The organism is Staphylococcus kloosii, assembly GCF_032139365.1.
GTDB classification, from domain to species: domain Bacteria; phylum Bacillota; class Bacilli; order Staphylococcales; family Staphylococcaceae; genus Staphylococcus; species Staphylococcus kloosii_A.
The window spans coordinates 12,650-38,831 of sequence record NZ_JAVTDB010000057.1 but is presented as its reverse complement, the minus strand read 5'-3'; the positions used below and the strand labels follow the sequence as shown (position 1 = coordinate 38,831).

Annotated in this window: 21 protein-coding genes; 4 read left to right on the top strand and 17 right to left on the bottom strand. The window is 32.4% G+C overall.

Annotation, left to right across the window (positions count from 1 at the left end; genetic code table 11):
- Window positions 1–177: 177 nt before the first annotated feature.
- The 5 genes from RPL90_RS07535 to parE all read right to left on the bottom strand — a co-directional run bounded on the left by RPL90_RS07535 (window position 178) and on the right by parE (window position 8,672).
- Window positions 178–1,407 carry an AI-2E family transporter gene (locus RPL90_RS07535; RefSeq protein WP_313547404.1) on the bottom strand — a complete coding sequence of 410 codons (1,230 nt, stop codon included), beginning with the start codon at window positions 1,405–1,407 and terminating at the stop codon, window positions 178–180.
- Between the two features lie 199 nt (window positions 1,408–1,606).
- The gene (locus tag RPL90_RS07530) at window positions 1,607–2,455 is read right to left on the bottom strand and encodes a PRD domain-containing protein (RefSeq protein WP_313547402.1); all 849 of its coding nucleotides are present in this window, start codon (window positions 2,453–2,455) and stop codon (window positions 1,607–1,609) included.
- Window positions 2,456–2,593: 138 nt separating this feature from the next.
- A complete protein-coding gene (gene alsT / locus RPL90_RS07525) occupies window positions 2,594–4,054 on the bottom strand; it encodes a glutamine transporter AlsT (protein WP_313547400.1) in 1,461 nt (486 codons plus the stop codon).
- Window positions 4,055–4,278: 224 nt separating this feature from the next.
- On the bottom strand, window positions 4,279–6,681 hold the full coding sequence (gene parC / locus RPL90_RS07520) for a DNA topoisomerase IV subunit A (RefSeq protein ID WP_313547398.1): 2,403 nt from the start codon (window positions 6,679–6,681) through the stop codon (window positions 4,279–4,281).
- A complete protein-coding gene (parE, locus tag RPL90_RS07515; protein ID WP_313547408.1) occupies window positions 6,678–8,672 on the bottom strand; it encodes a DNA topoisomerase IV subunit B in 1,995 nt (664 codons plus the stop codon). The genes parC and parE overlap by 4 nt, the downstream gene beginning before the upstream one ends.
- Before the next feature lie 201 nt (window positions 8,673–8,873).
- On the opposite strand from parE, the gene plsY reads away from it, so the two are divergent.
- The gene (plsY, locus tag RPL90_RS07510; RefSeq protein WP_313547396.1) at window positions 8,874–9,482 is read left to right on the top strand and encodes a glycerol-3-phosphate 1-O-acyltransferase PlsY; all 609 of its coding nucleotides are present in this window, start codon (window positions 8,874–8,876) and stop codon (window positions 9,480–9,482) included.
- Window positions 9,483–9,816: 334 nt separating this feature from the next.
- Window positions 9,817–10,113 carry a HesB/YadR/YfhF family protein gene (locus RPL90_RS07505; protein ID WP_061854752.1) on the top strand — a complete coding sequence of 99 codons (297 nt, stop codon included), beginning with the start codon at window positions 9,817–9,819 and terminating at the stop codon, window positions 10,111–10,113.
- A gap of 175 nt (window positions 10,114–10,288) precedes the next feature.
- Here the strand turns inward: RPL90_RS07505 and menI are convergent, their stop codons facing one another.
- The 3 genes from menI to RPL90_RS07490 form a co-directional block, all read right to left on the bottom strand.
- A complete protein-coding gene (gene menI / locus RPL90_RS07500) occupies window positions 10,289–10,747 on the bottom strand; it encodes a 1,4-dihydroxy-2-naphthoyl-CoA hydrolase MenI (protein WP_313547394.1) in 459 nt (152 codons plus the stop codon).
- 101 nt (window positions 10,748–10,848) lie between these two features.
- A complete protein-coding gene (acnA, locus tag RPL90_RS07495) occupies window positions 10,849–13,551 on the bottom strand; it encodes an aconitate hydratase AcnA (protein WP_313547392.1) in 2,703 nt (900 codons plus the stop codon).
- A 249-nt stretch (window positions 13,552–13,800) separates the two neighbouring features.
- On the bottom strand, window positions 13,801–15,438 hold the full coding sequence (locus tag RPL90_RS07490; protein WP_398573857.1) for a glycine betaine uptake BCCT transporter: 1,638 nt from the start codon (window positions 15,436–15,438) through the stop codon (window positions 13,801–13,803).
- A 226-nt stretch (window positions 15,439–15,664) separates the two neighbouring features.
- On the opposite strand from RPL90_RS07490, the gene mscL reads away from it, so the two are divergent.
- Entirely contained in the window at window positions 15,665–16,018 is a 354-nt protein-coding gene (gene mscL / locus RPL90_RS07485) for a large conductance mechanosensitive channel protein MscL (RefSeq protein WP_061854756.1), read from the top strand.
- Between the two features lie 117 nt (window positions 16,019–16,135).
- On the opposite strand, the gene sbcC is transcribed toward mscL, so the two are convergent.
- The 9 genes from sbcC to sosA form a co-directional block, all read right to left on the bottom strand.
- Window positions 16,136–19,165: an exonuclease subunit SbcC gene (gene sbcC, locus RPL90_RS07480; RefSeq protein ID WP_313547388.1), complete on the bottom strand. Its 3,030-nt coding sequence runs from the start codon at window positions 19,163–19,165 to the stop codon at window positions 16,136–16,138.
- Window positions 19,166–20,296: an exonuclease subunit SbcD gene (gene sbcD / locus RPL90_RS07475; RefSeq protein ID WP_313547386.1), complete on the bottom strand. Its 1,131-nt coding sequence runs from the start codon at window positions 20,294–20,296 to the stop codon at window positions 19,166–19,168.
- Between the two features lie 110 nt (window positions 20,297–20,406).
- Window positions 20,407–20,874 carry a CcdC family protein gene (locus RPL90_RS07470; protein ID WP_313547384.1) on the bottom strand — a complete coding sequence of 156 codons (468 nt, stop codon included), beginning with the start codon at window positions 20,872–20,874 and terminating at the stop codon, window positions 20,407–20,409.
- A gap of 202 nt (window positions 20,875–21,076) precedes the next feature.
- Complete coding sequence (locus RPL90_RS07465) at window positions 21,077–21,250, bottom strand: hypothetical protein (RefSeq protein WP_313547383.1); 174 nt, start codon at window positions 21,248–21,250, stop codon at window positions 21,077–21,079.
- Between the two features lie 203 nt (window positions 21,251–21,453).
- Window positions 21,454–22,131, bottom strand: a complete 678-nt coding sequence (locus tag RPL90_RS07460) for a VOC family protein (protein ID WP_313547381.1) — start codon at window positions 22,129–22,131, stop codon at window positions 21,454–21,456.
- Between the two features lie 136 nt (window positions 22,132–22,267).
- Window positions 22,268–22,507 (bottom strand): YneF family protein, encoded by a 240-nt coding sequence (locus tag RPL90_RS07455; protein WP_048793989.1) that lies wholly within the window; start codon window positions 22,505–22,507, stop codon window positions 22,268–22,270.
- A gap of 218 nt (window positions 22,508–22,725) precedes the next feature.
- Window positions 22,726–24,714, bottom strand: coding sequence for a transketolase (gene tkt / locus RPL90_RS07450; protein ID WP_313547378.1), 1,989 nt, complete (start codon window positions 24,712–24,714; stop codon window positions 22,726–22,728).
- A 78-nt stretch (window positions 24,715–24,792) separates the two neighbouring features.
- Window positions 24,793–25,050 (bottom strand): DUF896 domain-containing protein, encoded by a 258-nt coding sequence (locus tag RPL90_RS07445; RefSeq protein WP_061854762.1) that lies wholly within the window; start codon window positions 25,048–25,050, stop codon window positions 24,793–24,795.
- 102 nt (window positions 25,051–25,152) lie between these two features.
- A complete protein-coding gene (sosA, locus tag RPL90_RS07440; protein ID WP_313547375.1) occupies window positions 25,153–25,386 on the bottom strand; it encodes a DNA damage-induced cell division inhibitor SosA in 234 nt (77 codons plus the stop codon).
- A 141-nt stretch (window positions 25,387–25,527) separates the two neighbouring features.
- Here sosA and lexA point away from each other — a divergent pair, with 141 nt between their 5' ends.
- On the top strand, window positions 25,528–26,151 hold the full coding sequence (gene lexA, locus RPL90_RS07435; protein ID WP_048793993.1) for a transcriptional repressor LexA: 624 nt from the start codon (window positions 25,528–25,530) through the stop codon (window positions 26,149–26,151).
- The last annotated feature ends 31 nt before the right edge of the window (window positions 26,152–26,182 follow it).

Below are 26,182 nucleotides of genomic sequence, written 5' to 3'. Positions count from 1 at the left end.
AGAGCCTGAAGACGATATCGTCTTCAGGCTCTAATTTTATATAGGCAGTAGATGACGAATTAAAAATGCGTTTGTAACAAGGAGCTTTCAACGCTAATCATCTATGCCGAATCGGGACTACAAAATCTTCTTATAAAAATATGATTTTTGTTCTGCTCTTTTTTTAATTCAAATTAACTATCTAATAAATTCTTTTTCGTCGTCTTTGAACTCATATTCACCAGCATCATCACTGTAATATTTGTTGTAACGACGTTTAAATAAGAAGTAAATATGTGACACAAGTACTTTTAATATTGCGTATGCTGGAATACCTAAAATAACACCAACAACACCTAGCAAGTTACCTGCACTTAATAATATAAAGATAATTGTTAACGGATGGATTTTTAATGTTTTACCCATAATATTAGGTGAAATAAAGTGGCCTTCAATAAATTGCACGGCTGTCCATACGATAATAAGCTTTAAGAGCATTATAGGCGATGTGATTAACGCAATGATAATTGCTGGCGAAATAGCAATTGTTGGACCTAGATAAGGCACTACGCTCGTTACAGCAGCAATACTTGCAAGCACTAAACTGTAATCTAAACCGATGATTGAATAACCAATAAATAATAAAATACCAATACAAATTGACACAATAATTTGTCCTTGAATATATGAACCAACTTGCACACTCATTTTTTCTAATAAATCATGATAATCTTTTCTAAATTTTGGAGGTATAATATTTGTTGAGAATTCCTTGAAACGATGTCCATCTTTTAGCATAAAGAATAATACGAATGGTGTTGTTACGATGACGACCCCAACGTTTACTAATGTTTCTGCAAAATTTTTGATTTTCGAACTAAAACCATTTGTATAATCCGAAATCATATTTGGTATTTTTTTAGATAGTGACGTTAAATGACTTTGAATTTGATTATGATAATCCGCCACAATAGAATATTGCGTTACACTATCAAAAAATTGATTTACTTTGCTCACGTAATGTGGGAAATTGTGGCCAAAACTTTTTACCTGAACTCCAATTAAAGGTATAAGTAAATTCACTACTAACGTGATAACACCTATAATTACTAAAAATAAAATTGAAACGCCCCAAACACGAGGGATATTGTAGCGTTCCATCAAATTAACGATTGGATTAAATAAATAGAACAAAATTAAAGATACAATAATTGGAGCCACAATAGTATTAAATACGATGATAAATGGTTTAAATATATATGATACTTGATCAAATATAAATATAACAATACCAATTAAAATCAACATACATAAGCCAAAAATTAAATCTTTACCACCTAAAAACTTCATAAAGCGTGTTTCAGTAAAGTTTAAGTTCATTTTATTTTTGGACTTACTTTCATTATTTACTTTTTCTTGATTCGACATAAAATTCACCATACCTTACTTGTATTGATGTCGTTTTTATACGACTTTTAAAATATTTGATATAAATATTGATACACCCTTTAAATACTATTATAAATAATATCACATGACAGAAATACTAAACATATTTTATATTAATAGCAATGCTAAAGTTCAAATTTAACCGAAAAGCATAAAATAACACTTTAAATAGCCACGTCTATTTTGAATCACTATGATACATAAAATGGTAAATATGTAATGTCAAAAAGACAATCTCACTCTCATAAATTTTATTATCCAACTCTTGTTGCAACATCCTTATTACCTTTAAAGCAATGTTATAACACAGTGAATAATGAGATTTTAGTAATTCATCGACAATATGTGAACAACGTTCACGCTCATTAAGTTGGATACGTCTGATTAGAAAATGAATATGCCTAATAAAACGTTGGTATTTTATTGATTGTCTATCTATTTCAAATTGTAAATCATGTTCAATAATAAATGTCGCCTTATTTATTAATTCATTAATAAGCGTCATTTCTCTTAATGATAACATCTCCGTATTCGAAGCAATATGTAAAGCTATAAAACCAATTTCATCTTCAGGAAACGTTATGTTTAGCGCCTCATTAAGTCTTACTATCACTCTTTCAGCAATAATATACGCCGCATTGTACAAATGCTTTATTTCTGACACAAAAGGATTCGTTATATATTGTTGTTGTTGAATACGTTTATATGCAAAAATAATATGATCTGTTAAACTAACTACTAATTTTTCATCATCGATAATCAATTTTGAATTTGTAATTATATTTACTGCTTCAATTATAGCCTGCAAAGTATAATCATCAGTCATTGAGACGAGCGTCTTATAATGATTCAGATGCGATTGCTCAACTAATTTATATATTTTTTCAATTGATTGAGGCTGTTGAACATACATGCCCGGCTTTTTATTGAAGCCTATCCCTTTACCGATTAAAATTACTTCTTGGTCTTCGATGCTGCAAATAATAACATTGTTGTTTAAAGCTTTTTTTATAAGGTAATGGTCCATGCTTTTCACCTTTCTTTAATATCAATAAGATTATATATGGAAAGACGTTAAAAGGAAAGTTTAATTTTGTATGAATTAACGCATAAAAAAGAAAAAACTACAAGATAGTCATTACAACTATCTTGTAGTTCATACGTATTAATATAATGATTTATCTTTTTTGCTCATGCCCCAGCTTTCAATACCAAATAAATTGATTTCCAATTGTTCTGGTTTGAATACAGGTTTCTTACCTGATTTACGTTGTGCTTGATAATCTCTCATTACAGAAAGTGCAATGTTAGATAAACCAATTATCGAAATTAAGTTGACAATAGCCATTAATCCCATAAATAAATCGGCTGTATCCCAAACAGTTTGTGTTTTAACAACAGCACCGACAAATACTAATACGACTACTAAACATCTGAATATAAATAAAACTACTCTATTCTTTGATAAAAATTCGATGTTTGATTGACCATAGTAATAGTTTCCGATAACTGATGAATAAGCAAATAGTGTAATAGCTACAGTTAAGAAAATACCACCTGCACTACCTAAGTGTTCATTTAATGCAGATTGAGTTACTTGAACACCTTGAGGTGCACTATCTCCGAATTTTAAACCACTATATAATAAGATCATGATTGCAGTAGATGTACAAACAAGCATTGTATCAAAGAATACGCCTAATGATTGAATAAGTCCTTGTTTCACAGGGTGAGGTGCAGCAGCGGTTGCGGCAGCATTCGGTGCAGAACCCATACCAGCTTCGTTTGAGAATAAACCACGTTTTACACCTTGTAAAATAGCGGCACCAACTGCGCCACCACCTACTTGTTGCACACCAAAAGCACTCTTAATAATTGTCATAATCATTGGAATAATTTGGTCATAATTCATAATTAAGATGACTAATACTAAACCAATGTAGATAATCGCCATAACTGGCACGATTACTGAAGAAATTCTAGCGATACTACGTACACCACCAAAAATAATGATGGCCGTAAATACTGCTAAAACTAAACCAGTAATGGCAGGACTAACGTTATATTGCGTATTTAAAGATTCAGCAATTGTATTAGATTGAACCGTATTAAATACAAAAGCAAAAGTTACAGTAATTAATATAGCAAAGACGATACCTAACCATCTTTGATTTAAACCTTTAGTTATGTAATAAGCTGGCCCACCACGGAAGCCACCATCTTTATCTGGAACTTTATAAACTTGCGCTAATGTTGCTTCGAAAAAAGCACTTGCTGCTCCGATAAATGCAATTAGCCACATCCAAAATACTGCGCCAGGACCACCAAGTACGATAGCTGTAGCTACACCAGCGATATTTCCTGTTCCTACACGTGAACCTGCACTGATAGCAAAAGCTTGGAATGGCGAAATACCTTTTTTACCATTTTCTAATGTTTCCGGTTTTTCACCAATAGCACGAAACATTTCTGGAATCCAACGTAATTGGACGAATTTTGAACCGATTGTGAAATAAATACCAACCGTAATTAATAAACCTATTAAATATTGCGACCAAATTAAATCATTTCCGGTCTCGATAATGACTTTAAACCAACCCGGAACTAAATTATCAAAATCACTCACAGTATTAAATCCTCCTTAGTTAATTATAGCCTTATAAATATGTATATAGAGATTTATAATGAGCACTCACAAAATATATACAACCAACAGTACTTATAATAACACTGTTGATTGCATTTTGTTGTATTTCACTATAAACCTCTAATTTATGTTGCCTACATTTAAATATCTATAATAATTTAATTTTATCATTATATTAGAGCTTTTACTATAATTTTTTTAATCTATTCAACAATTAACTGAATAAGTTCACCAAATTCATTTGTATCAACGATAAATGAACCGTTCGTATATTGCTCAGTTAAATGAATATCTTTTATATAGCCTTGCTCTTCATGCGAATCAGAATACACCTTATAAATCGTATCGTCAGGACTTGTAGTTTGCGCTGACACAATACGGTGTGGCGCTTTTTTTAATTCTTTTAATAATGTAATACCTCTTTGAGCTCGTTTAGCATGTTGTAAGACATTATAACTGATACGTTTCAACGCACCACGTTGTGTGGCCATTAATATTGTATTTTGATCATTTACAATTTGAGTTAAAACTACAAAATCTTCATCTTTTAGATTAATTGATTTAACGCCTGCAGCTCGTAACCCAGTATCTGATAATTCTTCAGAAGAATAAGTTAATGACATACCTTTATTTGTAAGTACAGTAACCATTTGATCTTCTTCGACACGAATAATATCAATCACTTCATCGTTGTTTTTTAATTTCATAGCAACAAGTGGTTTATTATATCTAGAAGTTTTGAATAATGAAACGTTACTTTTCTTAATCATGCCATTTCTCGTAGCAGTAATGTAATATGCACTCTCTGGGAATTCTTTCTCACAGTTAACATCTATAACATATTCATCATCATCAAGTGGCACAATTTGTGACACATGTTGACCTAAATCTTTCCATTTTATATCAGATAATTTGTGGACAGGTATGAATAAATATCTACCTTTGTTCGTAAATACAAGTGCCGTATCAAGCGTGTTTGTTTCCACATATTTTAATATACTGTCGCCATCTTTTACGCCTATTTCTTCAATACCACTTGCGTTAAAGCTACGTAAAGAAGTACGTTTAATATAACCGTGACGTGTCACGCTTAGCATAACGGTTTCGCTAGGTACCATAACCTCTTTATCTATTTTGATTTCAGAGATTTCAGCTTCTATAACTGATAAACGTTCAGTTTTAAATTTTTTACGAATTTCAGTTAATTCTTCTTTAATTACGGCAAGTAAAGCATCATGATTATCTAAAATATGACGTAATCTCTCAATTGTAGCTTTAAGCTCATCATGTTCATCTTGTAATTGTACAATATCCGTATTTGTTAAACGGTATAGCTGTAACATAACGATAGCTTCAGCTTGAGCTTCTGTAAAGTCGTATTCGGCTACAAGATTTTCTTTAGCGTCTTTTTTATTCTTTGAATTTCTAATTAATGTAATGACTTCGTCTAAAATAGACAATGCTTTCATTAAACCTTCCACAATATGCATTCTGCTTTCAGCATGATTTAAATCATATCGTGTGCGTTTAGTAACAACATCAATCTGATGGTTTAAATAACTATCAATAATTTCACGAATACCCATGAGTTTAGGGCGACCTTCACTAATGGCTACCATATTAAAGCTGTAAGAAATTTGTAAATCTGTATTTTTGTATAAATAGTTAAGCACTGCTTCGCTGTTCACATCTTTTTTCAATTCTATAGCAATACGTAGACCTGTTCGGTCAGTTTCATCTCGTACTTCTAAAATACCATCTACCTTTTTATCAGCACGTAGCTCATCGATTTTTTTAACTAAACTACTTTTATTTACTTCGTAAGGTATTTCAGTGACTGCCAATTCTTTACGGCCATTTCTCAATTCTTCAGTTTCTACTTTAGAGCGTACGATGATTTTTCCTTTACCAGTTTCATATGCTTTTTTAATGCCATCGATACCTTGAATAATACCGCCCGTTGGAAAGTCTGGTCCTTTTACATATTTCATTAATCGATTAACTGTAATGTTAGGATCATCGATATATTTTAAAGTAGCTTGAATCACTTCACCTAAATTATGTGGCGGTATATCTGTCGCATAACCAGAAGATATCCCTGTACTACCGTTAATTAGTAAATTAGGTAATCTGCCTGGTAAGACTATGGGTTCTGTAGTCGTATCGTCATAGTTAGGCATAAACGGTACAGTTTCTTTATTAATATCTCTAAGTAATTCTTCAGAAATCTGACTTAATTTTGCTTCTGTATAACGCATCGCCGCAGCTGGATCGTTATCGATACTACCATTATTACCGTGCATTTCAATAAGTACATGCCGTAATTTCCAATCTTGACTCAAACGCACCATAGCATCATATACTGAGGAATCACCATGAGGATGGTATTGACCAATAACATCACCGACTGTTTTGGCACTTTTACGGAAATTTTTGTCGTAAGTATTACCACTTGAATACATAGCATATAAAATACGACGTTGCACTGGTTTTAAGCCATCTCTCACGTCAGGCAATGCGCGTTCTTGAATAATATATTTACTATAACGACCAAATCGGTCGCCTATTACGTCTTCAAGTGATAAGTCTTGAATTACCTCACTCAATTTATTTCCTCCTCTTCTTGCTCATCATGTTCCAAAATTTGTATTTCACTATTATCTAAAATACTTTGGTCTTCTTGTAAGCCAAATTCTACGTGACTTTCAATCCATTCACGTCTAGGTGCAACTTTATCACCCATTAATGTAGTAACACGTTTAGATGATCTAATTTCGTCATCTACTTGTACACGAATTAATGTTCTCGTGTCTGGATTCATCGTTGTTTCCCATAGTTGGTCAGGGTTCATTTCACCTAAACCTTTATATCTTTGTAACGTAAAACCTTTACCTAATTGTTTTTGCAATTGTTCTAATTCGTCGTCAGTCCATGCGTATTCGACTTTTTTCGAACTGCCTTTACCTTTTTCAACTTTATATAGAGGTGGTAACGCAATAAACACTTGCCCCGCTTGTACTAATGGCTTCATATATTTAAAGAAGAACGTTAATAATAATACTTGAATGTGCGCTCCATCCGTATCCGCATCAGTCATAATTATAACTCGATTGTAGTTACTATCTTCTAATTTAAATTCATTTCCTACACCCGCACCAATTGTGTGAATAATCGTATTGATTTCCTCATTTTTAAATATGTCTTCTAAGCGTGCTTTTTCTGTATTGATTACCTTACCTCTTAAAGGTAAGATAGCTTGATATTTACGGTCTCTACCAAGTTTAGCCGAACCTCCCGCAGAGTCACCCTCAACTAGGTAAAGTTCTTTCTTCTCAGTATTTTTACTTTGTGCCGGCGTCAGTTTTCCTGACAGTAAAGTATCTTTACGCTTGTTTTTCTTACCTGAACGAGCATCTTCTCTAGCTTTTCTAGCAGCTTCACGTGCTTGTTGAGCCTTAAGTGCTTTCTTAACAAGAGATTTAGACAATTGCCCTTTTTCTTCTAAATAATAAGGTAATTTATCGGCAACAACAGAATCAACGGCACTTCTAGCTTCAGGGGTACCTAATTTTGATTTTGTTTGCCCTTCGAATTGTAATAATTCTTCAGGAATACGAATAGAAATAATTGCTGTTAATCCTTCACGAATATCATTACCATCGAGGTTTTTATCTTTAGCTTTTAATTCATTAATTCTACGTGCATAATCATTAAATACACGCGTCATTGCTGTTTTAAATCCAACTTCGTGTGTACCACCATCTTTAGTACGCACGTTGTTAACAAAACTTAAAATACTTTCTGAATATTGGTCATTATATTGAAATGCTACTTCCACTTCTATATTGTTAGCTTCACCTACAAATGTAGCCACATCATGGAGTACTTCTTTACCTTCATTAACATAAGCAACAAATTCTTTAATGCCTTCTTCATAATGATAAACTTCTTCACGTTCTTTACCTTGTCTATCATCAGTCAAAATAATTTTTAAATTTTTTAATAAAAAGGCAGATTCTTGTAGTCTTTCACTTAATACTTCAAAGTTAAATGAAGTAGCAGATTTAAATATTTCTGGATCTGGTTTAAAAGTAACTTTAGTTCCAGTTTTCTTTGTTTTACCCTTTTTAACTAATCCACTAGCTGGTTTACCGCCGCCCTTAAAATCTTGCTGATAAATTGTACCATCTCTATGTATTTCAACACTAAGCCATTCACTTAATGCATTTACAACGGAAGCACCAACACCATGCAAACCACCTGAGGTTTTATATCCGCCTTGTCCGAATTTACCCCCTGCATGTAATACAGTAAATATTACTTCTACTGTCGGTTTACCAGAGGCATGTATACCAGTAGGCATACCACGACCGTTATCTTCTATTGTAATACTCTCATCTTTATTAATAGTTACTGAAATTTCATTCCCATGACCATTCAATACTTCATCGACGGAGTTATCGACAACTTCATACACTAAATGATGTAATCCGCGTTTATCGGTTGAACCAATATACATACCAGGTCTCTTTCTAACGGCTTCGAGTCCTTCTAGTACTTGGATAGAATCATCCGAGTAATTATTTTGCTTATTCATTGCCAATCGTTTCGCCCTCCTACAAACGTACGTTCGTTTTTAAAACTATACAATAGTTATTCTTATATAAATTTACGTAAATTGCAAGCGTCAAAGTGATAATTAAGTGACAAATCATGCATATACTTCAATTTTTATTCGTCTAATTAAAGGTCATGTGGTAAAATAAACGTAACGTCATTAAAGGATGTGTAAATGTATATGATGATAGTAATTATGTTAATTCTAAGTTACCTCATTGGTGCATTTCCAAGTGGCTATGTGATCGGAAAGTTATTTTTCAAAAAAGATATTAGACAATTTGGAAGCGGAAACACTGGAGCAACAAATAGTTTTAGAGTATTAGGCAAACCAGCTGGTGCTTTAGTTACATTTTTAGATATATTTAAAGGTTTTATTGTAGTCTTTTTCCCATTGTGGTTACCTGTCCATGTTGATGGTCCAATTAGTACATTTTTTACAAATGGCTTAATCGTTGGTGCATTTGCTATTCTAGGTCATGTATACCCTATCTATTTAGGTTTTAAAGGGGGTAAAGCAGTAGCTACAAGTGCTGGCGTAGTATTTGGGGTTAATCCAATTTTATTATTAATATTAGCCGTCATTTTCTTCGCAATTTTATATTTGACAAAGTATGTATCATTATCAAGTATCATTGCATCAATTTGTTGTATTATAGGCGCATTGCTTATTCGAGATTATATTTTATTAGTAGTCAGTGCATGTATAGGTGTATTACTAATTTTTAGACATAGAACAAATATAGTAAGAATATTTAAGGGCGAAGAACCTAAAATAAAATGGATGTAAATCGTCGATAAACTATTAACTTTTAAGTAATCATCAGTGTTTAAATGTGAGGTAGTCATGTAAATAACATGGTCTATAGGTTACAGCGTTATTTAAAATCTTTACCGATTTTAAATAACGCTTTTTTATAATCGAGAGTGTTGTAAATTTACATTAACAATATGAGCTATTGCAACTTATTGTCTCCACAGTCGTATATCACAATTTTGTTAAAAATAATATGCTATACTGTAATTATCATAGGTATAAATGGGTAATATAGTACAGTATCAAAATTAAATTTGTAAATTCACCATGTAAGTTGTTACTTACATTACGAGAGGAGACTTTTATTATGAAGATAGAACTTTCAGACAGAGCGGTAAAATGGTTCAAGGACGAACTTGATTTACCAGAAGAAAATAAAGTCTTACATTTTTATGTACGCTATGGGGGCGAAATACAATTAAAACAAGGATTTAGCCCAGCATTTAGCGTTGACAAAAAAGATGATATTGAGATTGGTTACGAGAATAACTTTGATGAGTTAGATGTTGTCATCTCTGAAAAAGACTTATGGTATTTTGAAGATGATGATTTATATATAGATGTAGATGAGGACTCAGAAGAAATAATTTACAATATTAAATAAAGAAAGAGCCTGGGACATAATTTGTCTTCAGGCTCCACTTTTATACGGGCAGTAGATGATTGGATTGACCATGCGCTTGTCTCAAGCTACTTTCAACTCAAGTCACTCTTGCCGGGGCGGGACTACAAAATCTTCTTATAAACATAAGATTTTTGTTCCGCTCACTTTTTTTGGGTTATATTCCATTATTGACTTCTCTTGTTTCTCCAGCTTTGTTTAAAGTAGCAACTTCCTTATATGTGGCATGCCATTCTGGAAATGTTTTATCCAGACGAATAGGTTTGAAATTGGACTTTTTAATACATGTTAAAGTTGTTGAGCCTGTAGTTGCTAATTCTCCAACTTCATTGTATATTTCATAACAATATATCGATCTAAGTGGCGAATATTTAGCGACCCAAGTTTTAATTTTTACCTTTTCTGGATATGTAATAGATTTAATATATTTAATATTTAAATCCGTGACAGGAGAAATAATGCCACTATCCTCCATATCCTTATAGCTAAATCCTAGCTTTGTTATGTAGTCCGTACGAGCGACTTCAAACCATGTAGGATAATTTCCATGATATATAAATCCCATTTGATCTGTTTCTTGATATCTTGATTCTATTTCTGTAATTGTATAAATCATTAAGCCGACCTCTTTTCAAAAATTCCTTAACCAAATCATATCATAACAAAAAAGGCTATGTGAGCATATTAACTCACATAGCTTTAATGTTAACTAATAAATTATTCAGCTAATTTATTTCTTAATACAAGTTGTAAAATGCCGCCATTACGGTAGTAATCTATTTCAACTTTTGAGTCAAAACGTGCGATTGCTTTAAATTCAATGACATCGCCATTTTCTTTTTCAGCTTTCACATCAACTAAATCATGTGGTTGCACGTTTTCGTCAACATTGACTGAAATTGCTTCTGTACCATCAATACCTAAACTATCAGCTGATTCGCCGTCTTGGAATTGTAATGGTAATACGCCCATCATAACTAAGTTTGAACGGTGAATACGTTCATAACTTTGAGCAATAACTGTTTTAACGCCTAATAGGTTTGTACCTTTAGCGGCCCAGTCACGAGAAGAACCCATACCGTAATCATTACCTGCTAATACGGCTAATCCAGTACCGTCTTCTTTATATTTCATAGCAGCATCAAAGATTGGCATTTGTTCACCCGTTGGCCAGTAAGTTGTAAATCCACCTTCTGTACCTGGCGCTAATTGGTTTTTAATACGGATATTCGCAAATGTACCACGAACCATTACTTCATGGTTACCACGACGTGAACCATAAGAGTTAAACTCACGAATTGGAACATCATGATTTAATAAATATTGTCCTGCTGGTGTATCTTTACCGATAGCGCCAGCTGGAGAGATATGGTCAGTTGTAACTGAATCTCCGAATTTACCCATTACACGTAAACCATTTAATGGTTTAATATCTTCAGGCTCTTTTGATAACCCTTGGAAGAATGAAGGATTTTGGATATAAGTTGAATTTGGATCGAAATCATATAATGGTTGATCAGTTACATCGATTTCATTCCACATTTCATTATTGTTATAAACTGTTTCGTATTCTTCTTTGAATAACTTAGGAGTTACAACGCTATCCACTGTATCTGCGACTTCTTTAATTGAAGGCCAGATATCGTCTAGATATACATCTTCTCCATCTTTACCTTTACCTAAAGGTTCATTTTGTAAATCAATATCTACAGTACCAGCTAATGCATATGCCACAACTAATTGTGGAGAAGCTAAGTAGTTAGCTTTAACTAAAGGATGGATACGTCCTTCAAAGTTACGGTTACCTGAAAGAACTGATGTTACTAATAAATCTTCTTTAGCGATTGCTTTTTCGATTTCTTCTAGTAATGGACCAGAGTTACCGATACAAGTTGTACAACCATATCCAACAAGGTTAAAGCCAAGATCATCAAGGAATTCTTGTAAACCTGAATCACGTAAGTAACCAGTAACAACTTTTGAACCTGGTGCTAATGATGTCTTAACATATTCAGGAACTTTCAAGCCTTTTTCGACAGCTTTTTTAGCTACTAAACCAGCACCTAACATAACGTATGGGTTAGATGTGTTAGTACAAGACGTGATAGCTGCGATAGCTAAGTCACCCGTAGTCATTTTAGAAGTTGAACCATCTTTGAATTCAATAGTAGCTTCTTTATCAAATTCACTTTCATCTAAACCGTGACCTTGGTTACCTGCTGGTGCAGTAACAGATTTTTCAAATTCAGTTTTCATATCACTTAAGAAAATTAAGTCTTGAGGACGTTTAGGACCAGATAATGAAGCTTCAACAGTAGCTAAATCTAATTCAACTACGTCAGTGTATTCTGGTTCTTCTTTTTCAACGTCGAAGAACATACTATTTTCTTGTAAATATTTTTTAACTAATTCAATGTGGTCGTCAGAACGTCCAGTTAAGCTCATATATTTTAATGATTCGTCATCAACTGGGAAGAAACCACAAGTTGCACCATATTCTGGAGCCATGTTCGCGATCGTCGCGCGGTCAGCTAATGGTAAGTGTTGTACACCTGGGCCAAAGAATTCTACGAATTTACCAACAACGCCTTTTTTACGTAACTCTTGCGTAACACGTAAAGCTAAGTCAGTTGCCGTAGAACCTTGTGGTAATGCGTTTGTTAAGCGTACACCAATTACTTCTGGAACTGGGAAATATGATGGTTGACCAAGCATTCCTGCTTCAGCTTCGATACCACCAACACCCCAACCAAGAACGCCTAAACCGTTAATCATCGTTGTATGAGAGTCAGTACCTACTAAAGTATCAGGGAATGCAACATCTTCGCCTTCCACGTCACGAACGTGTACTACGTTTGCTAAATACTCTAAGTTTACTTGGTGAACAATACCTGTTGCAGGTGGTACTGCACTGTAGTTATTAAATGCTTTTGTTGCCCAGTTTAAGAATTGGTAACGTTCATAGTTACGTTCAAATTCTAATTTCATGTTACGTTGTAACGCATCTGGATTTGCATAGCTATCAACTTGTACTGAGTGGTCGATAACTAAATCAACTGGCACTTCTGGATTGATTTTATTTAAATCTCCGCCTACATCGTTCATAGCTTTACGTAGAGAGGCTAAATCTACAACCGCCGGTACACCAGTGAAGTCTTGTAAAATAACACGTGATGGTTTGAATGGAACTTCTCCATCTGAACCGTTTACAAAATTTGCTAAACTTTTAATGTGATCATCTGTAATTACAAAACCATCCTCTTGTCTTAACACTGATTCGAGTAAAACACGAATAGAGTATGGTAATTTTGAAATTTTAGTTAATCCTTCTTCTTCTAAAGAATTTAAATCATAGTAAGTATATGATTTACCTTTAAGATCAAACGATTTTTTCGCTTGTGACTTAAGATTAGAAGCCATATTAATCCCCCCTGATATATTTATATTTATAATATGCCGTTAGTTAAATTGTATTATTATATAACGCTTAAAACAACTACATATATGCATATTCCTGCCCAAATTAGATTTGATTTTTCAATAAGACGTTATAAGTATTACTTATCACACTATCAAAGTGCAATAAGTTATCTTTATTAATTGATAATCATTATCATTTCATTTTAGGCATAAAAAAACTGGGAATATGATTATTCCCAGTCAAAAAATTTATTTTTCTTCAGCATTTCTATACGCTTCTCTACGTTCGATAATATCATCTTCATATTCTTCGCTTTGTAGTTCTACGTAATCTCTCATTCTGTGTTTATTAGGTGTTAAAGTTAACCCTAAGAATTTACGTTCGTTGTTTGCGTCTTTATAAAATGAAATCATCATCATTATAACGACAAACGAGAACGGTAAGGCACTAATAATGGCAGCACTTTGTATTGCATTAAGTGCTTCTGATCCATTACCTCCACCTGCGAATAATAATACGAACGCGATTAGAGATTGTGCGATACCCCAAGTTACTTTAACTACGTTAGATGGCTCTAATGAACCATAAGAAGTTTGCATACCTAATACGAATGTTGCTGAATCGGCTGATGTAATAAAGAATGAACCGATTAAGATTAACGCAATAATAGATAATACGATACCTATTGGTAAGTGATTAAACACACCAAATAATTGCGTTTCAGCTGACATTTTAAATAATTCAGGATGTTTTTTACCTGTTTCAATACCTAGTACGCCAAAGACACTGAACCAAATGAAACTTACGATAGCCGGTACTAATAGTACGCCACCGATAAATTCACGGATTGAGCGACCTTTTGATACACGTGCGATAAAGATACCTACGAATGGGCTCCAACTTAACCACCAACCCCAATAGTAAAGTGTCCATTGAGACATCCATTCACGTTTTTGTGGGTTTTGAGCGGCAGTATCAAATGTATTAAGTAAGAATGAATTAAGCAAGTTACCTACTGAACTTGTCATCATGTTTAAAATTAATACAGTAGGACCAAGAATAAGTACAATGACCATTAAGATTAAACCTAAACTAATATTTAAGTTACTTAAATATTGGATCCCTTTACTAATTCCTGACCAAGCACTCATGATAAATAAGATTGTAACAACAACAATAATAATTGCTTGAACCCATACATTATTTGGAACACCAAATAAATAATTAAGTCCACCGTTGATTTGTAGCGCACCCATACCTAATGAAACGGCAACACCGACTACAGTAGCAAACACTGCTAAAACGTCGATAATTGTACCTATTGGGCCTTCTACTTTGTCCCCTAATAGTGGGCGTAACGTTCTAGAAATTAACCCAGGTTCACCTTTTCTAAACTGTGCATATGCTAATGCAAGTGCAACCACACCATAAATGGCCCATGCGTGGAAGCCCCAGTGGAAAAATGTTGAACGTAAAGCTTCAGTATATGCAGCTTTCGTTTCAGGGCTTGCTGATGGTGGTGCTGCAAAGTCTGCCATTGGTTCAGCTGCACCATAGAATACTAAACCAATTCCCATGCCGGCACTAAATAACATTGCGAACCAAGAGATAGAATTAAACTCAGGTTTATCGTTTGGTTTCCCTAATTTCAATTTCCCTATTGGACTAAAGATTAAGAAAATACAGAAAAAGACAATTACAGTTGTTAAAATAAGATAATACCAACCTAGCTTATCTGTAATCCAAAGTTTAATAGTATTGGTCACATTCCCAAATTGCGCTGGGAAAATAGCGCCGATAAGTACTACTATTGCGACAATAATAGCACTATAAATAAAGACGGGAGAACGTTTATTACCACTACTCAGTTGCTCAGAAGATTTCATAATTATTAACTCCCTTCTAATTAAATTGTATTATATTTTAAATCTTCATAATAAAATAAATGAAGCGCCATGTATTAGAATATCAAAAGTGTATTTAATAATCAAATTAGCTTAAACTAGTATTTAATTTTACTTGTTTATATTATTCACTGAAATTATATTGTCTTGCTTAATAATTTATAATACAATATATTTAACAAATTTATTTAAAAGTGAGGTAATATGTATGTTAAGAGAATTTAAAGAGTTTGCCTTAAAAGGTAACGTACTCGACTTAGCCGTTGCAGTAGTAATGGGGGCAGCTTTCAACAAAATCATCACTGCGTTAGTTACATATATTATCATGCCATTAATTGGTTTGATTTTTGGTACAGTTGATTTTGCAAAAAGCTGGTCGTTCATGGGTATTAAATACGGTATGTTCATTCAATCAATCATCGACTTCTTAATCATTGCATTTGCATTATTCGTATTCGTTAAAATTGCTAATACATTAATGAAAAAAGAAGAAGAAGTAGAACTTGAAGAAGAAGCTGTATTACTTACTGAAATTAGAGATATATTACGCGAAAAAAACTAATTTTTTAATTATTAAGTAATATTTTCTTTTGAAAAAGAGAGCACTGAATGAATATTCAGCGCTCTCTTTTTGTTCATCTACTTCAAATATTTTCTATGTTTGTACGACAGTTATAATTTATTGTTGTTTGAATTGCGTATAACTTTGATACTGATCGGTCTTCACTTCTAAAATCAATGGAATACGTTGTTTTAATTCACTCACATGTGAAATAATGCCAACCATTCTTCCTGATGATTTTAAGCCAAGTAAAGTGTCTAAAGCAGTTTCTAAAGTTTCTTGATCTAATGTGCCAAACCCTTCATCAATAAACATAGACTCCAGTACTATACCTCCGGCTTCTTGCTGTACTACTTCGCTTAATCCTAGTGCCAATGCTAAAGATGCTTGGAACGATTCTCCTCCAGATAAAGAAGTAATATGTCTCGCTTGGTTGGCATATGCATCGTAAACATCAATTTCCAAACCACTGTATCCTTGAGAAACTTGAGTCCTTCTTTTTAATTGATAACGTTGACTTGTCATCATAGCTAAGCGTTGATTTGCTTGAGTTAAAATACGTTCTAAATAGTGAATCAACACAAAATTCTCTAGCGTTAATTTTTGCGAATTTTTACCAGACACTACTTCAGCTAACTGAAAAACCTCTTGTTGTGTTTTCAATTCGTTATTTAAAGTATCTACTATCGACTTAATGTCGGCTATTTTTTGTTTATTAACTTTCACTTTATAAGTGTGTTGATTAACTTCAGTAGTAATTTGATTTAGTTCATCTTGTAGCTGTGATAATCGAGCTTTTAACGCATCAAGATCACTTAATTCTTTATCGCGCGTAGTTGGTTCTAATTCTTGGATCAACGTTTCTGCAGCTTGTTTGCTTTTATCATGGTTTTGAATGTGTTGTTCTATTTCAGCTTTCATGTCTACTTTCGCTATAGCTTGTTCAACTTGTTCCATGTTATTAAAGCCAATACGTGACATTTCATTTTTTATTTTTAATTCTAGTTCTGCCAACTCTTTATCTAGCTCACTTGCTTGCTCGCTAAGATATTGATGACTATTTTCTTCTATTGAATATTGATTGTTATTATTATTAATTTGTTGTTCAATAGAATTAATTTGTTTGTCATATGAAATTATATGGTTTTGCTTACTTTCAAAATCTTTACGAAAATCCTTTACATTGTCAAAAGAAGTTGAATGCTCAAAATCATTAATTAATATTTCGTTTTGCTTAATTGCAGACTGTTGTGTTTTAATATCAATTTCCAACTTATGAATATAGTCTACTAATTGTTGATATTGTTCTTTCAATTTATTTACTTTATCTATTTGATTTTTCAATTTTTTTCTCGCGTGCTGTTGCTCATTTAATTGCGTTTTAATTTGAGAAATATTTTCCACCTTTATATCTCGGTTACTAAAACTCTGCTGCTGTTCATTTAATTGTTCTAAAATTGTTTCAAGTTGTACTTGTTGCGTTTTAAAGTGTTGAATTTGTTCATCTAATTTAGTTAACTGTTGTTGTTGCTTTAGTAAAGCGTCAAAATTAATATGCTGTTGTAAATTATCTACTTTATGGCCACAAATTGGGCAAGTATCCCCTATTGCTAGAACTGATTGTATTTGCGCAATCATTTCTTCTTTATTGTTTAATTGCATTTGTCCTTTATCAATGTTTTCATATTCAGCAGTTAACTTCGCTAATTGTTCTTTAGCTTGACTCAATGCTTCATTGTTAGAGGCTATTTTAGACGTTAAGTGATCATATCTATTTTTATTTTCTTGCCTAACTTTATTCTCATTTACTTGATTATCCAACTTATAAATTTTACTATCCATAACTTCTAAATTTTCATAACTAGGTTTATCACCTGTTAATTGTTCTTTCAAATCAGTTTGTTTAGTACGTTCTTTTTCTAAAAGTTCACTCGCTTTTTCAAATTCTTCTTTTAATTTTGAGTTATCATCATAAGCTTGTTTATATTTAGTTAAGCTTTGGTAAAACGAGTTGGTCTTTTCAACAAACTTACGCTCTGTCTCAATAGTACCTTCTGATTGTTGTATATGTACTAACTGTTCTTTTAAAGCAGTATTTTTTTGTGTTAACTTTTCTTTCTTTAATGTTACTTGAGTCATTTTCGTATCATTACTTTGTTGTTTAGACACCAGTGACTTTTGATTATCTATGAAAGTAGCTAAAGGTTTAACTTCATTTATTTCATTTAAAGTGCTGCGTAATTCATTGATATGTTTATCTTCTTCAGCCAATGATTTTAATATATTTCGTTGTTCTTCTAATTTCTTAAGATTTTCTTGTAATTGTTCATTTTGATCTATTTCCTGTTGAGTGCTTTGAACCTTGTTAGCAATAAGTTGTTGTTGCTCTTCTAATTTAAGTTGCAATGCATCGCCTATCTTTTCAAACTCAGGCAACGCATCAATAAGTTTATCTGTTTGTCTGACATTCGTTTCTTTTATTGCCGTAAGATGGTTGTCATCATAATTATTTAAATCTAACCAGTAATTTTCCAGTTGAGCATAATTTTTTTCGATATTTGTTCTAATTTCTTTAACATCATCGGCGAGCAGCTTTTGAATTTCTTCGAATCTTTCACTATCAAATAAAGTTCTTAAAATTTCTTGCTTGTCTTTACTATTTGAGAGTAAAAACCTCTTAAATTCACCTTGTGGTAGTATAAATAACTGACGAAATTGTTCAGCATTAACACCTAATAATGACTTTAGTAATTGATTACCTGCATTGATTTTACTCTCTCTTAGTTCATAGTTCCCATTGATAAGTTCACAAACTTCTAAACCACCATTTGTTTTAGTCGTATTTCCTTCTTTTAAATAAGCACCTTTTCTTTCCACATAAAAATGCTCATTGCCTAATTTAAATTCAAATTCGACACTCATAGGTTGTTTATTATCTGCAAAATGACTTCTTAAATCACCTTCTTTACGATCTTTAGTAGAGGCTTCTCCAAATAATGCATATACTATCGCATCAAAAATCATTGTTTTACCAGAACCTGTTTTACCACTAATTAAAAATAGTTCGTTATTTTCAACTCGTGTAAAATCAATATATTCATCTAAGAAAGGTCCAAAATTTTTAAGTTTTAAAGCAATTGGGCGCATTTACTTGCTGCCTCCTTCTGATAATTCATTAAGAATAGTTGTAATTTTATTTTTTTGTGTAGTCGTTAACTCTGTACTCGTAATATCTACATAAAAATTATTAATAATCGTATTATCGTCAAGTTGTTCGATAGTTTCACGTTGATCTAAATGAGTATTTTCGAAGTTAAAAGACATATTAGTGAGTGCTAACGTATTTGGATAGATTTGTTTTAAATGCATCATCGGATCTGTAACGTGAGCCATATTTTTCAATTTAAAATGCAAATAGTTTTCTTTATTTTTAATGCTAATTTTTTCTTGAATAGCATCTTCATAATTACCTTCTACGACTTCTAGAACACGTAGCGGTTCTAATGGAATGAAAGTGTTTTTAATATGATCATTTTCAACCATTACTCTACGGTATCCTTTAGGCTGAGACACTTCCGAAAAAGAATATTGTAACAACGAACCACTATAGCTAATGTATTCTGATTCTATACTAAATGGATGGTGAAGATGCCCTAACATCACATGATTAAAGTCTTTAAATGAAGCTCTAGCAACTGATTCAACAGTACCAATAGTTAAAGGCCTTTCAGATTCAGAACGTTTACCACCTTGTACAGTCATATGTCCGATTAACATATTAATTGCATTCTTATCCATTTCTTTAGACATGTGTGTTAAACATAAGTCAGTAGCTTGTTGATGCGTTTCAACTCTTTCATGTTGAAAGAAATGCTGTACTTCATTGATTGTCGCAAAGGGTAAGGTATAAAAATTTATATTACCAATTGTTATTGGAGCGGTCATATAATCTAATTGCGTTCTTATATAGACATTAGATTTTTCAAACCATCTAGCCCCATAATTTAAACGCTCTTTACCGTCATGGTTACCACTTGTAATAATTAATGGTATGTTTAACGATAAATTTAATTCGTCAATTGTGCGTTCTAATAATTGAATCGCTTCCTTACTAGGATAACTTGTGTCGTAAACATCACCAGCTATCACGATGACATCTGGCTGTTCTTTGTTCATTGCAGTAATAAATTGTTCTAAAATATATGTTTGGTCTTTCAGTAGTGACTTACCATTAAGCATACGTCCTAAGTGCCAATCTGCAGTATGTATAATTTTCATTTCTTCACCCCATATAACAGAACGCACGTTCCGTGTAGTATTCAATATTTTATCATATTGGTTATAAAATGAAAAATACCGCCTATCCTATTTGATAGACGGTTTGAAAGTTAATCTATTATTTGCGCTTTTACTTTCTTAAATTTATATAACATCGCTAATCTCCATGGCACTATCATACAAAACGCAAGTAAGAAAAACATGCCTGCTAATTCGCCAGGATCGATTTTATTACTAATAAAGATTTTTATTAATGTTCTAATTAATAATAGTGAGATTAAAATAACTGGAAAGGCTTTAGAACGTTTCATATATATTTCACTGCCTTTCACTTCAAATCTTGAAGTCCATATTAATATAGTTGAAAATAAAACGCCTAGTATTAAACATTCAAGCATTTCCATACCTGACAATCTAAAGTAAGGCACTACATACATTAATGCACCAGTTGCCATAAAAAACGGCGGTAATATGATTTTCTTTTCATTTACAGGAAAGTTCTGAGCCTTCATTCTCACAATTATAACGACGATACCCATCATAAAGGCAAATAATATCGAAAACACTAAATACGCCAAAATTACACCTTCTTTAATAGTCTACAGCTTATATTCACAACCGATATTATAACACTATATAGCCAAATAACCAGTAATTCTAATTCAAATTATCTTTAAATGAATAATAGACACAAAATTCTATTATTCATTTATGATGAATACAAATTTATACATAAAAAAATAAGCCTTTTTCAAGGCTTATCATATATTTCTAAACTGTTTACATTGTAGCTGATGAATTCATGTTATTAAGTGTTTGTCTAAGATAATTCATGTCATGCGTTTGGATTGCTTTGTTATACTCTTTAAATTCTACATCATTACTGAAATTAATGTGAGCACAAGATAAACGATCCAAAACTTCCTTGTCTTCCATATCAAAAGCATCTTTCATAAATTATTAGCCTCCCTTTATGTAATTGATTATATAACACATTAATAAACCATTCAAATATTTTCTGAAAAATCAAACTATTTAATATTTGTAAAACTCCGCTAATCGTTATAGTGACTATTGATAAGAGAATTTTAAATTTTTCAAAAAAATTTTAGAAGTCAAAGCTATATGAGTTATTAAAATTTTAATTAAGCTGATTTTTAACTTAGACTTTTTATCTTTAGTTCACCTTCAACAACTTTAATTATCTCTTTGTCAGTTTCCACGGAAATCGGCAAAATTTTAGCTAACTTGTTTGAAAACAACCATCTTCTATTAGCTTTTGTCAGTAATAGGTAATTAGATTCATTATTATTAAATATAAAATTCAAACTATCTTCATCCATATAATTAGCAATATTACTATAGTTATAATTTTTTAAAGTAGTCATTGATTGCTCTAAATTATCAATAACTAGTCCAATTTCACTAATGCCGAATATTTCTTGAACAGTAAACTGATTGGCTTGAGTCTTATTGTGGTATTCATTTCTCGCCATAAATTCTACTATATTGTATGCTGTGTCATAAAAATAAAGCGATTTAGCATCAAACCCACTAAAATAAATTTCATCTTGCCCTTCTTCGGTCAATAAGTTAACACGTTCTTGCAACCATACTTTAACTTCCTCAAACATTTCCGGAGGTATATCAAAAGCAAAGTGATAATATGGATCTTCAAGTGTTTCACTATATTTAAAGATCAATTCACTATGGCCTACTGATATTGAAAAATAGTCAAGCGTATCTTGTCTTAAATTAAAACCTAAGAAATCGACATAAAAAGTTTTAATTTTTGTTAATTTGTCTGTATAAATAAGTATTTTATTTAATTTCACAGCAAATACCTCCTCACTAATTTTAGGGACTATATTTTTCTTACCTTAACATTTATTACGATTTAAATCTCTTAAATCTCATTATACAAAAACTGGTACTTACCTTTTGAAGTAAGTACCAGTTTAAAATGACTTATTATTTAGACTTTTTCATGTTACTGTCCATATTTTTATTCATCATTGTCATCATTTGATTAATTTTCTTTTGAGATGGTTTTTGACCCATTTGCATCATCATCATACGTAACATTTCTTCATTAATTGGTGGGTTCTTTTTGAAGTAATCCATCATATACTTTCTCGCTAGGAAGAAGCCACCTACTAAACCTATGATTAGTGCTATTACAATTAAAATAACTGCTAACCAAATTGCCATTGTTTCACCCACTTTCCTATCCTTATGCATTTTACTAAAATATATATTTTATTTCAAGGAAGTTTCGCCTCAAATATATTCAACCTTAAGTATTATATCAATTTTAATTTAGATTTGTAAACATACATTAACTTAAGTATTAACAATTTATTATAAAAGAAAAAAGACATAAGAGACGCGCTCTTATGTCTTTAATAATTTTAATTATAAGAGATTAATTAAAATGTTTGGATTTGATTTAAAATATTTTCTTTAGTGAAACCATATTTTTCTACTACTAAGTCACCAGGAGCACTAGCACCAAATGTGTCGATACCGATAACTTTACCTTCAGTACCTACATATTTATGCCATCCTAATGATGAAGCCATTTCGATAGCTACACGTTTAGTAATTGATGATGGAATAACTGATTCTTTATATTCAGCTGATTGTTGATCGAATGCGTGCCAGTTAGGCATAGATACAACACGTACACCTTTGCCTTGACCATCTAAATCTTTAGCTGCATCTACTGCTAAGTTAACTTCTGAACCAGTTGCTAATAGTAAGAATTCAGCTTCTTTTTCTGATTCATATACGACATAAGCACCTTTACGTACCCCTTCTTCAACTACTGCTTTAGGTAAATCTAAAGCAGTTAAGTTTTGGCGAGTTAATACTAATGATGTAGGTGTTTTTTCTGATTCTAATGCTACTTCCCAAGCTACACGAGTTTCGTTACCATCAGCTGGACGAATAACGTTCATATTTGGAATAGCACGTAATCCTGCTAATTGCTCAACAGGTTCGTGTGTTGGACCATCTTCACCAACTGCAATTGAGTCATGCGTAAAGATAAATGTTGAGTTAAGACCCATAATTGCTGATAATCTTAACGCTGGTTTTAGGTAGTCACTGAATACGAAGAATGTTGCACCATATGGATGTAGTCCCCCGTGTGCAGCCATACCGTTAACAGCAGCTCCCATTGCAAATTCACGTACACCAAACCATACGTTTTTACCTTCTGGAGTTGTTGCATTAAAATCATCAGAATCTTTAACGTTTGATTTGTTTGAACCAGCTAAATCGGCTGAACCACCGAAGAATGAAGGAACAGTTTTACTAATTGCTTGGATAACTTCACCAGAGTCAGCACGAGAAGCACCACTGTGGCCAGCTTCGTATTCTGGTAAAACATCTTGGTAATTTTCTGGTAATTTACCACTGATTGCTAGTTTGAATTCTTCGCCTAATTCTGGATATTTAGAAGCATATTCTTCAACTAATTTGTTCCATGCTTCTTCGTTTTCATTTGCACGTTTTAACATGTTTTCTTGGAAGATTTCGTAAACTTCTTCTGGAACATTAAAACGTTGTTCAGGATCTAAACCATAATTTTCAAGTGCAAGTTTTCTTTCATCTTCACCTAAAGGAGCACCATGTACACCATGTGTGCCTTCTTTATTTGGAGCACCAAAGCCGATAACTGTTTTTACTTCGATTATTGTTGGTGCATCTTGGCCTTTAGCTTTTTCGATAGCTTTATCGATATCATTTAAATCATTACCATCTTTAACTAAGATGTGATTCCAACCATATGATTCAAAACGTTTTTTAACATCTTCAGAAAAGGCTTTATTTAAATCGCCATCAAGTGAAATATCATTTGAATCATATAATACGATTAATTTGTCTAATTTATTATGACCAGCAAATGATGCTGCTTCATGAGAAATACCTTCCATTAGGTCTCCATCTGAAGCAATTACATAAGTGTAGTGGTCAACAACTTTAGCATCTTCTTTATTGAACTTACCTGCTAAATGTTTTTCAGCTAAAGCTAAACCAACTGACATAGCTAAACCTTGTCCAAGTGGACCAGTAGTTACTTCTACGCCATCAGTGTGTCTAAATTCAGGATGACCTGGTGTTTTAGAACCCCATTGTCTAAATTGTTTTAATTCTTCAAGTTCTAAACTTCCTGATACATGTAACAAACTGTAAAGTAAAGCAGAACCATGACCTGCAGATAATACAAAGCGATCTCTGTTAAAATAATCTTTAGATTGGGGATTGAAATTCAAATGGCGAGTCCATAAAGTATACGCCATTGGTGCTGCGCCCATAGGTAAACCTGGGTGCCCTGAGTTTGCTTGTTCAACAGCATCGATACTCAAAGCTCTAATAGTATCAACAGCTAATTGGTCTTTTTTATTAAACATCTAAACGACTTCCTTTCTTAAGTAGCATAACACAACTACTATTATAACTTATTTATCTATTAATTTAAAAAAATAAGATTAGTTTTTGTTATTATCTTGTTCAGTTTCATTTTTTTCATCTAATTTCTGTTTAACTTTATCAGGCGTAACATCATTACCCTCCGGATCAATGACTCTTGTATTTTCAATTTGTTGCTTGAAACCTTTTCTAAATGATTGTAAATATGCTTCTCTAAGCTTTGATTGTTCCTTAGCTTCAGCTTCTGTTAAACCTGTTTCTTTTTTCTTTTTTGCTAGTTCATTAATTCTATCAATATCAACTTCTTTATTACTCATAGCAATACCTCCATGCTTTGTTACTCTTAACAAATCGTACCAAAAAAGTGAACGAAACTAAATGTTTTCGCTCACTTTACTATTTCTCTCTATATAAGGTTGTTATCGAATAATTGCAATCGTTTGGTTCGGTGTATGTTCGTCATTTTCGTTAGATTTTGTTTTATTTGCTAACGTTCCCTTAGAATGATTTGTTATTTTATGGTCTGTCATTTCGTACGTTTGTTCTGATTTGTTATTAAAATCTACTGATAGCAAAAAGATTGTACATAAAATCATAGTAGCTAAAAGTACGATTAAATAAGTTTTATATTGGTTTATATATTGTTTAGTCATTATATCCACTCCTAGAACGTTTGTTTGTATTAATAATTTATCAGAACGCTTGTTCTATGTCAACACAAAAACGAACAAACGTTTGTAAAAACTTCTAAATCATGCTATAATTAAGACAAATTAATTTAGGGAGTGCCTATTATGAGAGAATTAACTAAACGTCAAACAGAAATTTTCGACTATATTAAGCAAATCGTTCAATCTAAAGGATATCCACCTAGTGTGCGTGAAATAGGAGAAGCAGTAGGTCTTGCTTCAAGTTCAACAGTTCATGGACATTTATCAAGATTAGAAGAAAAAGGTTACATTCGTCGTGATCCTACAAAGCCACGTGCCATAGAAATTGTTTCTGAATTACTAGGAGAACCTGTTAACACTGAAGAAACGATTCATGTCCCTGTTATTGGTAAAGTAACTGCTGGTATTCCTATTACTGCAGTAGAAAATGTGGAAGAATATTTCCCTTTACCAGAACACTTCACATCAACACATAATAGCGATATTTTTATTCTAAATGTTGTCGGAGATAGTATGATTGAAGCTGGTATTTTGGATGGAGACAAAGTTATCGTTAGAAGTCAAACCATTGCCGAAAATGGAGATATTATTGTAGCTATGACAGAAGAAAATGAAGCTACAGTTAAAAGATTTTATAAAGAAAAAACGCGTTATAGACTACAACCAGAAAATAGTACAATGGACCCTATATATTTGGAGCAAGTAACAGTACTTGGTAAAGTTGTTGGTTTATTTAGAGAAATGTAATATATACTAGACACTCTCATAAATTTAAATA